Below are 12,987 nucleotides of genomic sequence, written 5' to 3'. Positions count from 1 at the left end.
ATTGTGCATATCACCAGTCAAAATCTCACCACATGATTAAACAAGGTCACTTTACTATTGTCTTGTTTAACAAATTGACTTTCATTCGCGCAAAAAGCACGGTTCCAGCCATAATTTATACCTACAGATCCATTCTATTGTGTTCACAAGATGTCACAAATGCGCGCACCATCAACAGCTCACGCAACCGTGACAAATTCACATCGCAACGCTTGATGTCCAAAACGCGAAATGCCGCCCCAGACGATCGGAACGGCATTTCAAGGCATTCATACCCACCGCGATCTTACAGACGATATAGGATCTGATCAGTCCAGAATCTCTCCAGACGGCGCAGGGATTTGTTGAGCGTTACAAAATCTTCCGGTCCGATTTCGCCGACCTGCTCTACGGACAGCATGTGACGCTCATAGAGCTCATTGACAATCTTCGCGACTTCCTTGCCGTTGTCAGTCAATGATACGCGAACTGATCGGCGATCCATCTTTGACCGTTGGTGATGAATGTAGCCGGTGTCTACAAGTTTCTTCAAATTATATGACACATTTGAACCAAGGTAATAACCACGCGTCCTCAGCTCACCTGCAGTCAGTTCTGCGTCTCCGATGTTAAAGAGCAGCAATGCTTGCACACCATTTACATCAGATCGACCCATCCGATCGAATTCATCTTTGACGACATCAAGTAGTCTTCTATGCAGTCTTTCGACAAGTGTCAGTGCCTCAAGGTAGAGCGGCTTGATTTCCGCCTCACCTTCATCTTGCATGACTGCATTTGCTGCCCTTGTTGCGGTGATCATTTGCTTGCGCCTCTTTTATGCCTGTCAGTAGGTGGATATCTTCCCGCCTTGAGACAGACATTACACGCACGCTTCTAAAATCTGCTTAAGAGACACGCTGAATCAAGCGTTAAATATTTCAATCCTTTAATGACAAAACCAGAAAGATTCTATTCATCATGTTCCACGCAGGTATTTTACTATGCCTGAGAAATCGACACCTTCACCGCCCGAATTACAGAACATGGAATAAAGCGCAGCTGCCTGCGCGCCTAGCGGTGTGGCGGCTCCGGACGAATGAGCAGCATCCTGAGACAGTTTCAGATCCTTCAGCATCATCTCTGCTGCGAAGCCTGGCTGGTAGTCCCGGTTGGCCGGAGAGCTCGGCAATGGTCCCGGAACAGGACAATAAGACGTCAGCGCCCAACACTGACCAGATGCGGTCGAAGAAATGTCAAAAAGTTTTTGTGGGTCCAGGCCCAATTTTTCTGCGAGCACGAAAGCTTCACTGACGCCAATCATCGAGATGCCGAGAAGCATGTTGTTGCAGATCTTGGCCGCCTGCCCTGTTCCCGCATCGCCAGCATGGACAATGGTCTTGCCCATGATGTCCAGATAGGGACTTGCGGCGGCAAAAGCATCTTCTGGGCCACCGACCATAAAGGTCAGCGTACCGGCCGCCGCACCACCGACACCACCAGAGACCGGCGCATCGACCATTGGCATGTTCTTGTCTGCCGCAGAGCTTGCAACCGAGCGGGCGCTGTCCACGTCGATGGTCGAGCTGTCAATCAGCAGCGTTCCAGGCTTGGCATTGTCGAGAATACCGCCCTCACCCTGATAGATTTTTCTTACATGTGCCCCAGCGGGTAGCATTGTGACGATAACATCGGCATCGGCTGCCAACTCTGCAACGCTGCCAGCGCGCGAACCACCGGCCGCTTCCAACGCACTGAGCGCGGCATCGGAAAGATCAAAGCCCGAAACCTTGTGACCAGCCTTGACCAGATTGGCAGCCATTGGGCCACCCATATTACCAAGTCCGATGAAACCGACGCTGGATGCCATGATTTTCCCTCCTAATATAATAACAGAACGCGTCGCGGGGTTCTTCCTCACGTCAGCGGTTCTTAAGCTAAAGCCATTTGGGCGCGCTAATTGGTGCGGTTTTCGCGTTCCATCAGATACATCAGCAACAGATAGATCGCGATTGTCAGAATGTAGAAAGAGATCTCATAAGGTCGGCGACCATAAATGTCGGAAAACAGCGAGTGCATTACAATCTGGCTCATCGCCCGGAACAGCCACATGACCGTGCCCCAGGAGACTGCAAGCCAGAGCCCCGTCGCCGCCACGAGATCAAGGACTGCAAAAAAGACCGTTGCCGCCTGCCATTCAACCGGCATGTCCCAGAACCATTGGCCCCGCCAAGGCACGAAGCCGACAATCCGCGCCCAATGGATCACGCCGCCGCCAATCAACAGCAGTGCGATAGCACGCAAGTACCAGACCAAAACAGTGCTCCACGGTGGGCGCGTTTTGAAAAGGTCCTCAAAACTGGTGATCATGGCCGGGTCCGATCAGATAAGGGGAAGGTCGCCTGTTGCAGGTTCCTCGAAATACGCTTGCAAATCAGCGCTGTCTACCAGATCGATGCTATCTGGCTTCCATTTCGGGGCATGATCCTTGTCAACAAGGACAGCTCTGACACCTTCAAAGAAGTCATGCCCTTCCAGAACCTGGCTGACAATTCGGTATTCCAGCACCATGCAGGCGTTGAAATCAAGCTCACGCCCACGCTGCATCTGCTCAAAGGCCAAGTGAACGCTCGTTGGGGATTTAGCGCGGATCGCAGCTGCTGTTTTTGCAGCAAATTCATCGTCAGCAGAATCAAGCTGCGCCATGATGTCAGCAACGGATCCTGCTGAAAAAGCTGTCTCTATAAGATCAGCATGGCTCATTAGATCAGATGGTCCAACCTCAAACACATATTGTGCAATAGCAGCGTCAACGTCAGAGGCCGTCTCCAGGTCCTTCAACAGAGCCTCAACGCTTTCTCGTTGGATGGCATGGGTCAACACACCCGTGACTAAAGTGTCGGCCTGCTTCATCCGCCCAGCGCTCATGGCACAATAAGTTCCGGTAAAGCGCGGCATGCGCGGCAGGAAGTGCGTCCCGCCAACATCTGGAAAGAAGCCAATGCCGGTTTCTGGCATGGCGAACATCGTGAACTCGGTCCCGACCCGGTGGCTGCCTGGCATGGCCAAACCAACGCCGCCGCCCATGATGATTCCGTCGATCAGGCACACATAAGGCTTTGTGTAAGCCTTGATCTGAGCATTGAGCAGATATTCGTCACGAAAAAACTCGGCAAGCCCAGCCTCACCAGCCTGCTTCATTTCATAGATGCGCCGAATGTCGCCACCCGCACAGAAGGCTTTTTCTCCTGCCCCCGTCACAACCACATGATGAATACTGTCATCCGTTGCCCATGCATTCAACTGAGCGACCAATGCGCTCACCATCGGATGGTTCAGTGCATTCAGGGCCTTCGGCCGGTTCAGCGTGACAATGCCCGCGACGCCCCGCTGTTCAAAAAGAATGTCTTCAGTCAAGTCCGGCCCTCCCTAGGATCCGATTATAAAACGTTTATGCCTGAGATCTCAGTCAGCAAGAAGCTGGATTTATGCCTTAGTCAGCAAGAAGCTGACGGGCGATAATCAGACGCATGATTTCATTGGTGCCTTCCAGGATCTGGTGCACACGAACATCGCGCAAGTAGCGTTCAATCGGATAGTCGCGCAAGTAACCGTAGCCTCCATGAAGCTGCAAGGCCTCATTGACCACCTTGAAGCCGGTATCTGTCGCCAGCCGCTTGGCCATTGCCGCCATCTTCGTTGCACCCGGAGCCTTGGCATCCACGAGGCCTGCTGCCTTATGCAGCAAAAGCCGAGCTGCTTCCACCTCTGTCGCCATATCAGCAAGACGAAACTGCAGCGCCTGAAACTCCGCCAGAGCCTTGCCGAACTGTTTGCGCTCTTTCAAATAGTCAATGGATCTATCCAGGCAGATCTGGGCTGCACCCAGAGAACAGGCTCCAATGTTCAGCCGGCCACCATCAAGACCAGCCATGGCGATCTTGAAGCCTTCGCCTTCCGCACCAAGCCGGTTTGACTTTGGCACACGGCACTCGGTGAAATTGACTTGGGCCGTTGGCTGGCTTTTCCAGCCTAGCTTGACCTCCTGTGCGCCAAACGACAGGCCGGGCGTATCCTTGTCGACAACGAGGCAGCTGATGCCCTTCGGCCCTTCGCCACCCGTCCGCACCATGGTGACATAAACATCGCTGGTTCCAGCGCCAGAGATGAAAGCCTTGGAGCCATTTAATACATAATGATCGCCATCATCCCTGGCCGAGGTGCTCAAGCTGGCCGCATCTGACCCTGATCCCGGCTCGGTCAGACAATAGCTGCCAAACCGCGCCATTGAACAAAGCTCAGGCAGATAGGCATGGCGCAGCTGATCCGACCCATATGTGTCGATCATCCAGGCGACCATGTTGTGGATTGAAATATAGGCCGCAGTAGACGTGCACCCCTTGGCAAGCTCTTCGAAAACAATCGCAGCGTCAGTTCGCGTCAGGGCTGAGCCGCCAACACTCTCATGAACATAGATACCCCCAAACCCAAGGGCTGCGGCCTTCCTTAATGTCTCGATGGGAAAAAAGCTGTTCTCATCCCATTCTCTGGCATGAGGTTCCATCTCGTCGCGGGCAAAGGCTGACGCCATGTCCTGAAACGCACGCTGATCTTCACTTAGAGAAAAATCCATAGCTTGCTGTCCTCCCATAGACGAGCTTGCAAATAAAATATGCTCACCACTCCACCTAGCCCAGCAATTACGCCCTTTTGACGTTAACGTCAAACGAGATTGAATGCCTATTATTTTCAGTGTGTTGTGAAAAAATCTCAGCCCAAAAACAAACTTGTCTGCAACAGACACCCTCCGATTAACCTCAGAGTAAGTATTAAAATCCAGAAACAGAATAATGCAGCACAAAAAGGCCATCAATTCGATGAATGCACTAAAAAAAACAACCACCTTTAAATAATTGAACACCCAAAAGCATCTCCATCTTCATAAATAACTAGTAAAAATTACAATGCCATTTATACTTACAACTCATGTAATCGCATCAGTAGGGCGACAATGTTCTTCCAAAAACAAGACGCCTTGAATAATTCGCACATCGGCATGCGAGTATTGAATGCCTCTGAACGCATAAGCCAAATCAGCTTTCTCGTTGCAATACAACGCAGCCTGGCTCTGGCGTTTCCGTTGCTCATGCTTGGTGCAATTGCATTTCTACTAAGACACCCTCCGTTTAACGCTCCGGATTTCTTCTACGGCAAAGTGTTTTTAGAAGCCTGCGACATGGTGATAAGCGCAACATTCGGTGTTGCAACACTTGTCACACTCATAGGTTTCTCATTCACACTGACAAATCTTTATATTGAGAAGTATGGCCAGCGCCACGCTAACCCGGCGGTGACAACCTCTGTGGTCTTATCGTGCTTTTTTGTTATCCACGCACCCACCGACAGCAACCTTATGCAAACATATCTGTCTATGAACAACGGCTTTCTCGCCGCGATCATCACAGCTTCGGTGAGCGCATCCTTGTTCTTGAAACTCTCGGCATCGAAAAAGTTGAGGCTACAGCTTGGAGAGCTCGATACAGATCCCCTGATAGGAGATGTTTTAAAGGTCCTGCCGGCTGCCATATTGACCATCATTCTGTTTGTTCTGGTCAAAGCAAGCTTTGTTTTTCTTTTCAACCCTTATGTTTTCGCACCAATTGAAGCTGTCGTGATCTCTGCCTTCGCTGGATATGATGACGGATTGGAACTTCCGCTTTTCTACACACTTCTGGTTCAAGTTTTTTGGTTTTTCGGCATTCACGGTACGAACACGCTAACGACGTTTCACGATGCTGTTTTCTTTCCGGCGATGCAGATAAACTTTGAATCCGTAATGAACGGTACTGAACCGCGATTGATTTTCACGTCACAATTCTTCGATTTTTTTGCCCGCATAGGTGGTGCAGGAAGCACGTTATGCCTGATCTTTGCTCTGTTGATTTTCGGGCGTTCCCTGAGTGTCAAGAAATTTGCGATTCTGGCGCTAATCCCAGGTATTTTCAACATCAATGAACCGCTGCTGATCGGCATTCCGCTGATCCTAAACCCGCTTTATGCCATTCCGTTTATTTTTACTCCCATCTTACAGACACTGTTCGCTTATGCTGCGATCGCTCTTGACTATATGCCGAAGATAACCGGATTTATCAGCTGGACCACTCCGGTCTTTTTCAGCGGATATCTCTCTACAGGCTCATACTCAGGGGCCGTGGTACAGGCATTAAGCCTCGCATTCGGCACTGCTTTTTATGCTCCATTTGTGTTTCTGTCAGAGCGCGTAGCAAAGCAACATAGCAAGAAGCTCCTCAGCGACCTGCAGAATTTTACCGAGGCGCCCTCCCCTCCAGCTCATTTCAGCCGCTACCAGAGATTAAGCCGACAAGAACGAAGGCTGTTAGCGGCGCTGGCAGATGACCTGGAGACCGCCCTGAAAAACAACACAGGTCTGTTTCTGGAATACCAGCCACAGGTTGATGCCAGCAAATGGGCCGTTTGCGGCGTCGAAGCTCTCTTGCGCTGGGAGCACCCCACTTACGGACGGGTTGCACCGCCATTGATTGTTGCTTTGTCGGAAGAATTGGGGGAATTGGATAACCTTGGTCTCTTCGTCTTGAACGAAGCATGCCGACAGCGCGCGGAATGGGACGGTGACCTGACAGAAGACTTCAAGCTTTCAGTCAATGTCTCTCCTCATCAGCTGCGAAATCCTGATTTCGGAGCCAGTGTTCACAGTATTTTACATAAACACGGATTAGAGCCCCGCAACCTCGAACTGGAAATCACTGAGTCCAACGCGCTTTTACCTGAAAAACGGTCAGTCGAAGCGTTGAAAGACTTGCGCCGCTCAGGTGTCAAAATCGCTCTCGATGATTTTGGCATGGGGCATACGTCCCTGCATTACATTCAAGAATTACCGCTCAACACGATCAAGATCGATCGCTCCCTGACCTTGGCAGCAAAGACCAATGCCAATGAAGTCATCGTGAAGAGCATCCTTGAACTGGGCAATTCTCTTGGGATCTCTATTGTCGTTGAGGGTATTGAGGATGAAAAGCAGTTGGAAAAATTCATGTCGCTCGGTTGCGTGGTTTTTCAAGGCTATCTCTTCAGCAAGCCCCTTCCAGCGAGCGTCTTCCCTTCCTTTGCCAAATCACTAGCAGCTAGGCCTTCCGAAAATCAGACTGGCGCCAAACAAAGCGAACCAGCATAAATAATCGGGCAGTATATATAACGGACAATTGCGATCTGGAATCTCGCGTCTCCGCGACCATAGACCTCCCATCACCACGCGTAATTCACTCGCGCAATTCCCTGGTCATAGCAGTCTCCCTTGACTCAAGCCCGCTGCTCGCGCCATTCAGGTCGTGAAGGTTGCGAGCGCATTATATCGCCGCGCCATTTTCATGAAGTGTCAGGAAGAGCAACATGTCCTCGTCTGCCCGCACCCCGTTGATCACCTCGGAGACAATGGATGAGATTCTGGGCGGTCGCCGCATGCGCAGAAACCGACAGTCAGACTGGTCTCGCCGAATGGTACGGGAAACTGTTTTAACCGTAGATGACCTGATTTGGCCCATTTTCATCACAGAAGGCACAGGCGTTCGCCAACCTGTTGCGGCCATGCCGGGCGTTGAGCGCCTGTCGATTGATGAAGCCCTCAAAGATGCCGTCAAGGCTGAGGGCCTTAGTATTCCAGTGCTCGCGCTGTTTCCCTACACGCATGACGCCCTGCGAGATGCCGCAGGCAGCGAGGCGCTGAACCCGAACAACCTTGTGTGCCGGACCTGCCGGGAAATCAAAAAACTCGGCCTGAACATCGGCCTTATGACAGATGTGGCACTTGACCCTTACACAAGCCACGGCCACGACGGCTTGCTGGAAGGCGAGAAAATCCTCAATGACGAAACAGTCAACCAACTGTGCAGGCAATCTCTGATACAGGTTGAGGCGGGAGCAGATATAATTGGTCCTTCGGATATGATGGACGGACGGATCGCCGCGATACGCGCCACCCTGGACCGCCATGATTTACGGGACACCCAGATCATGGCCTATACGGCTAAATATGCGTCTGCTTTTTATGGACCATTCCGAGATGCAATTGGCACAAACGCAACCTTGGTCGGCGACAAGCGGGCCTATCAAATGGACTGCGGCAACACCGACGAAGCCCTTCGGGAAGCTGAACTGGACATAGATGAGGGGGCGGACATGATCATGGTCAAGCCGGGCCTGCCCTATCTCGACATCGTCTATCGCCTGAAGCACACACTCAAAGTGCCGACCTACGCCTATCAGGTCTCAGGCGAGTACGCGATGATTGAAGCTGCAAGCACCAACGGCTGGATCGACGGCGACCGCGCCATGCTGGAAAGCCTGATGGCTTTCAAGCGCGCAGGTGCAGACGGAATTCTGACCTATTTCGCCCCGCGTGTTGCACAACTTCTGGCACGCGGCTAATGCGCCAGGAAGCCAAGCATTCTAACCCCGCGCAGATCACTCTTGAGGGGATACGCGCAGCAGCTGACCTCATTCACGGCTCTGTCCTGCAGACACCATGCCTGCCAGCACCGCGTCTGTCCCGCCTGACCGGAGCAGATGTGTTCGTCAAATACGAGAACATGCAGGTCACAGGCGCGTTCAAGGAACGCGGCGCCCTGACGAAACTCTCCAGCCTGACGGACGACGAACGTCGGCGAGGTGTCATTGCAGTGTCTGCGGGTAATCACGCACAAGGCGTTGCCTATCACGCAGGCAGGCTTGGCATTCCGGCCACTATCGTGATGCCAGCACTGACACCGTTTGTGAAAATTTCAGCAACGCGTGACTATGGCGCTGAAGTCGTGCTGATCGGCAACACGCTGGCGGAAGCCAAGGCAGAGGCAGACAGACTGGCTGACGAGAAAAATCTCGTCTGGGTGCATCCATATGATGATGTTCACGTCATTCATGGCCAGGGCACCATCGCGCTGGAAATGCTCGAAGCACAGCCTGATCTCGACATGCTTGTGGTCCCTATTGGCGGTGGCGGGCTGATTTCGGGAATGGCAGTTGCCGCCAAGGCGATCAAGCCAGACATTGAAGTCATCGGCGTTGAAACAGTGCTTTATCCGGGCATGTGGGGCGCACTGAAAGACAAGACCGTCCGCTGTGAGGGAGCAACGATTGCCGAAGGCATTGCCGTTCAGGACATCGGTCTGTTGACACAGGAAGTGGTCAGGCAATCTGTCGATGACATTATCCTGGCCAAGGAAAGCACGATTGAACAAGCCATCAACGCTTATCTGACGCTGCTGCGCACCATTGCAGAGGGCGCGGGGGCCGCAGGCCTGGCAGGAATGCTGACAGATCCGGATCGATTTGCGGGCAAGCGTGTCGGGCTGGTTTTATGCGGAGGCAACATTGATCCACGCCTCCTGTCCAAGATTGTGGTCAGGGAGCTGGCACGTGATGGCAAACTCGTTTCCATGCGCATTGACACTCCGGACCGCCCCGGGATCCTGGGCGAAATCGCCACCGTGATTGGTGATATGCAAGGAAATGTGGTCGATGTGGCCCATCACCGGCTGTTTTTGAATGTTCCGGCCAAGGGCGCAACGCTGGATGTGTCATTCGAGGCCTTCGATCGTCCCCATGGTGCAGAAATTGTCGCCGCCCTCAGGAACAAGGGCTTCACAGTCCGCCATCTGGAAATTGGTGAACGCATGGACTGATGTACTCTCCAACCAATATTTGCCAAATCGCCCCTCCGTCCCCACATGAGGTGGGCACCAATTGGAGATTGCATATATGTCCGCTGACGTTGTCCCCCCCCAAGATCGCCGCGATGCTTTCGATGCACTGGATCGTCCGGAGCTGTTCGAGAGCATCCGGACGCGCAGAATTTTTGCGTTTCTGATTGATGTGATTGCTGTCGGACTTCTGACCGCGGCAGCAGCGGTGTTAGTGTTTTTTGTCGGTATATTCACATTGGGTCTTGGTTGGTTGTTCTTTGCCATTTTGGGGCCTGCAGTGCCCCTGGTCTATACCGCACTCACCCTTGGCGGTCCAACTGCAGCAACACCCGGCATGCGCGCCATGGGGCTTGAGATGCGGCTTTGGTATGGCGCCAAGCCCTATCCGCTGTTGGCAGCCGTGCATGTGCTGCTGTTCTGGTTCTCGATCAGCCTGCTGACACCGCTTGTGCTGCTTTTATCTTTGTTCTCGGATCGCAAACGCCTGCTGCATGATATTGTTCTGGGCACCATCGTCATGAATGCGGAACCATTGCGCGATTAACAACGAAGACAAAGCAAACTATTTCCACATTCTCTTGTAACGCCGGACTTGATTCTTTCCCTTGGTGCGGCGGTTGTTCTATGGTGTGCGCTGTTGGCTTCGGCTAAGTGGCAAGAGGCTGGTGAATGCTATTAACAGATTTCCCAATGGCGCTGACCTTTCTGGTTCTGGCGTCAACGGTCGTCCTTTACGCGACCGAGCGCTATTCAATCGAGATTATAGCCCTCGGATCAGTTGTCGCCTTTATGGCAATTTTCATGATTTTCCCGACATACGTCGACGGGGAACTCATTACCGCCGCCAACTTCCTGACAGGCTTTTCAAACTCGGCTCTGATCACAGTCATTTGCCTGCTGATCATCGGACAGGGGCTATTTCAGACCGATGCACTTGAAAAACCCGCGCAAGTAATCGTCCGCTGGAGCCGGGGCCGCTCTCAATGGGCAACAATCCCGGTCCTGTTTGCCGTCGCAATTCTTAGTGCGTTTTTGAACAACACCCCCGTCGTTGTCATGTTTCTACCGATCCTGAGTGCTGTTGCTGCAACCATGGGCCGTTCGCCTTCCCGCGTCTTGATGCCCCTGTCGTTCATTGCCATTCTCGGCGGTATGACGACCTTGATCGGCTCGTCAACGAACCTTTTGGTGGCGAATTTCGCTGCGCAAACCTCCGAGATCAGGCTGACATTCTTCAGCTTCACCCCAATCGGATTGTTGATGGCAGGCGTTGGCTCAATCTATGTGTTGTTCATCATGCCCCGGCTCCTCAAGGCCCGCAAAACAATGGCGGACGAGTTGAAAGGATCTTCCGGCAAACAATTCATCGCCCAGATCAACATCACATACGGGCACCCCTTGATCGGTGTAGAGTCCGTCTCCGGCATGTTCCCGGCTCTCAAAGACATGACTGTCAGGCTGGTGCAAAGGGGCGAGAAGCCAATTCTGCCACCGTTTGAAAATCTGACCCTGTCTGCCGGAGACACGGTGATTGTTGCGGCCACCCGAACAGCCCTCGCCAACGCACTGGCCAGCAGACAACCGCTTCTGGACACAGAAACAACCGGCCAGACGGACAACGTAGAAACCGCATCCACCCCGCCGGGCACCATGACACTGGCAGAAGTGGTGATTGCACCGGCCTCCCGTATGATGGGCAGAACCTTGCTGCAGTCCGGCTTCCATGCAGAAACGGATTGTGTGGTCATGGGCATCCAGCGGCGCAGCCGCATGCCACGCATGGCCATGAACGACATGCGACTGGAAGCCGGAGATGTACTTCTGGTCGCCGCAAGTGCCGAACAGATCGCTCGCCTGCGCGGTAACCGTGACGTTCTCTTGCTCGACTGGTCAACAGCCGAAGTGCCCCGGCGGCGTTATGCTCCGAGGGCACTTGCGATTTTTGCAGCTGTCGTCGGATTGGCAGCTTTTGGAATTGTTCCGATCGTAGCCGCAGCCACCGCGGGCACCTTCGCCATGATCGCTTCCGGCTGCCTCAACATTCGCCAGGCCATGCGGGCCATCGACAGTAGAATTTTCATGCTGGTTGGCGCTTCATTGGCTGGTGCTGTTGCGCTTGAGGCGACTGGAGGCGCCAGCTTTATCGCAACGAGCCTTGTGTCGCTCCTGGACGGCAGCTCTCCAGCGATCATGCTATCAGCGCTGTTTTTGATCGTAATGGTCCTGACCAACTTCCTGTCCAACAACGCCGCCGCTGTTTTGTTCACCCCCATCGTCATCGATATTGCCAACCAGATCGGACAACCTCCTGAAGCCTTCATCGTCGGCCTGATTTTTGCTGCCAATTGTTCCTTCGCAACCCCTATTGGCTATCAGACGAACCTGATCGTCATGGGCCCCGGACATTACAAGTTTTCAGATTTTCTGAAAGCAGGTACACCGCTTGCAATTATTTTATGGTTGACCTTCTCGTTTGTCGCGCCATGGTATTATGGACTGTAACAGCGGGAGCTAAATAAGCGCACGTGACACGTCATCCGACCGAACATCCTCAATTCTACCTCACGGCGCCGGCTGCCTGTCCCTATCTGGAAGGCAAGCAGGAACGAAAGGTTTTCACACACCTCATCGGCAAACACGCGCCCACCCTTAATGACGTGCTGACCCATGGCGGATTCCGCCGTAGCCAGAATATCGCCTATCGCCCAGCCTGCGAGGATTGCCGCGCCTGCGTTTCCGTTCGGGTTTGCGTCGCTGAGTTCAAATGGACGAAGTCTTTGAAACGCCAGTGGAAGCTAGGGCAAGACATCCTGGGTGCAAGACTGCCAACGTCTCCATCGTCAGAACAATATGATCTGTTCAAGAGTTACCTTGCCACGCGCCACGAAAACGGCGGTATGACAGACATGAGTGTTCTCGACTATGCCATGATGATAGAAGACACCCATGTGGACACTATGGTTCTCGAATATCGCTCCAAGGGTCCCGACAGCTTCATAACCGGCATAGGGCAAGGTCCGCTGCTTGGCGTCGCCCTGACAGACCAACTCTGCGATGGACTGTCTATGGTCTATTCTTTCTATGATCCGGATTTCGACGGAATTGGCCTTGGCACCTACATGATCCTGGACCACATCGTGCGCGCGCAAAAACTCGGACTACCTTATGTCTATCTGGGATATTGGGTCGATGGGTCGCCTAAGATGACCTACAAGGTACGCTTCAAACCTCAGGAACATCTCGGCCCTGATGGTTGGGCAAAAGTCGATTGAGG

The 12,987-nt window shown here is 52.9% G+C and carries 11 protein-coding genes; 6 read left to right on the top strand and 5 right to left on the bottom strand.

The features are described 5' to 3' along the window. Positions 1 to 286: 286 nt before the first annotated feature. From ldtR to V6575_RS08800, 5 genes are all read right to left on the bottom strand, one after another. Complete coding sequence (ldtR, locus tag V6575_RS08820; RefSeq protein WP_340273900.1) at positions 287 to 799, bottom strand: transcriptional regulator LdtR; 513 nt, start codon at positions 797 to 799, stop codon at positions 287 to 289. Positions 800 to 955: 156 nt separating this feature from the next. Continuing rightward, on the bottom strand, positions 956 to 1,864 hold the full coding sequence (gene mmsB / locus V6575_RS08815; RefSeq protein WP_340273958.1) for a 3-hydroxyisobutyrate dehydrogenase: 909 nt from the start codon (positions 1,862 to 1,864) through the stop codon (positions 956 to 958). Positions 1,865 to 1,932: 68 nt separating this feature from the next. Further along, the gene (locus V6575_RS08810; protein ID WP_340273899.1) at positions 1,933 to 2,346 is read right to left on the bottom strand and encodes a DUF6163 family protein; all 414 of its coding nucleotides are present in this window, start codon (positions 2,344 to 2,346) and stop codon (positions 1,933 to 1,935) included. Between the two features lie 12 nt (positions 2,347 to 2,358). Beyond that, positions 2,359 to 3,393: an enoyl-CoA hydratase/isomerase family protein gene (locus V6575_RS08805; protein ID WP_340273898.1), complete on the bottom strand. Its 1,035-nt coding sequence runs from the start codon at positions 3,391 to 3,393 to the stop codon at positions 2,359 to 2,361. A gap of 76 nt (positions 3,394 to 3,469) precedes the next feature. Further along, positions 3,470 to 4,609, bottom strand: a complete 1,140-nt coding sequence (locus tag V6575_RS08800) for an acyl-CoA dehydrogenase family protein (RefSeq protein WP_340273897.1) — start codon at positions 4,607 to 4,609, stop codon at positions 3,470 to 3,472. 378 nt (positions 4,610 to 4,987) lie between these two features. Here V6575_RS08800 and V6575_RS08795 point away from each other — a divergent pair, with 378 nt between their 5' ends. The 6 genes from V6575_RS08795 to V6575_RS08770 all read left to right on the top strand — a co-directional run bounded on the left by V6575_RS08795 (position 4,988) and on the right by V6575_RS08770 (position 12,985). Further along, the gene (locus tag V6575_RS08795; protein WP_340273895.1) at positions 4,988 to 7,189 is read left to right on the top strand and encodes an EAL domain-containing protein; all 2,202 of its coding nucleotides are present in this window, start codon (positions 4,988 to 4,990) and stop codon (positions 7,187 to 7,189) included. A gap of 257 nt (positions 7,190 to 7,446) precedes the next feature. Next, positions 7,447 to 8,439 (top strand): porphobilinogen synthase, encoded by a 993-nt coding sequence (gene hemB, locus V6575_RS08790; RefSeq protein WP_340273957.1) that lies wholly within the window; start codon positions 7,447 to 7,449, stop codon positions 8,437 to 8,439. Then, complete coding sequence (locus tag V6575_RS08785; RefSeq protein ID WP_340273894.1) at positions 8,439 to 9,692, top strand: threonine ammonia-lyase; 1,254 nt, start codon at positions 8,439 to 8,441, stop codon at positions 9,690 to 9,692. Before hemB ends, V6575_RS08785 begins: the two co-directional genes overlap by 1 nt. A gap of 76 nt (positions 9,693 to 9,768) precedes the next feature. Continuing rightward, the gene (locus V6575_RS08780; RefSeq protein WP_340273893.1) at positions 9,769 to 10,257 is read left to right on the top strand and encodes an RDD family protein; all 489 of its coding nucleotides are present in this window, start codon (positions 9,769 to 9,771) and stop codon (positions 10,255 to 10,257) included. Between the two features lie 125 nt (positions 10,258 to 10,382). Beyond that, positions 10,383 to 12,215 carry a sodium:proton antiporter gene (locus V6575_RS08775; RefSeq protein WP_340273892.1) on the top strand — a complete coding sequence of 611 codons (1,833 nt, stop codon included), beginning with the start codon at positions 10,383 to 10,385 and terminating at the stop codon, positions 12,213 to 12,215. Between the two features lie 23 nt (positions 12,216 to 12,238). Beyond that, positions 12,239 to 12,985 (top strand): arginyltransferase, encoded by a 747-nt coding sequence (locus V6575_RS08770; RefSeq protein ID WP_340273891.1) that lies wholly within the window; start codon positions 12,239 to 12,241, stop codon positions 12,983 to 12,985. The last annotated feature ends 2 nt before the right edge of the window (positions 12,986 to 12,987 follow it).

It is taken from the genome of Roseibium algae, from assembly GCF_037783265.1.
GTDB classification, from domain to species: Bacteria; Pseudomonadota; Alphaproteobacteria; order Rhizobiales; family Stappiaceae; genus Roseibium; species Roseibium algae.
This window is presented reverse-complemented; position numbering and strand designations above follow the sequence as displayed.

What these genes read in the sequence shown, in the direction of transcription:
- ldtR (WP_340273900.1), bottom strand. Translation starts at nt 799, where the DNA reads ATGATCACCGCAACAAGGGCAGCAAATGCAGTCATGCAAGATGAAGGT.
- V6575_RS08810 (WP_340273899.1), bottom strand. Translation starts at nt 2,346, where the DNA reads ATGATCACCAGTTTTGAGGACCTTTTCAAAACGCGCCCACCGTGGAGC.
- V6575_RS08800 (WP_340273897.1), bottom strand. Translation starts at nt 4,609, where the DNA reads ATGGATTTTTCTCTAAGTGAAGATCAGCGTGCGTTTCAGGACATGGCG.
- V6575_RS08795 (WP_340273895.1), top strand. Translation starts at nt 4,988, where the DNA reads ATGTTCTTCCAAAAACAAGACGCCTTGAATAATTCGCACATCGGCATG.
- hemB (WP_340273957.1), top strand. Translation starts at nt 7,447, where the DNA reads ATGGATGAGATTCTGGGCGGTCGCCGCATGCGCAGAAACCGACAGTCA.
- V6575_RS08785 (WP_340273894.1), top strand. Translation starts at nt 8,439, where the DNA reads ATGCGCCAGGAAGCCAAGCATTCTAACCCCGCGCAGATCACTCTTGAG.
- V6575_RS08780 (WP_340273893.1), top strand. Translation starts at nt 9,769, where the DNA reads ATGTCCGCTGACGTTGTCCCCCCCCAAGATCGCCGCGATGCTTTCGAT.
- V6575_RS08775 (WP_340273892.1), top strand. Translation starts at nt 10,383, where the DNA reads ATGCTATTAACAGATTTCCCAATGGCGCTGACCTTTCTGGTTCTGGCG.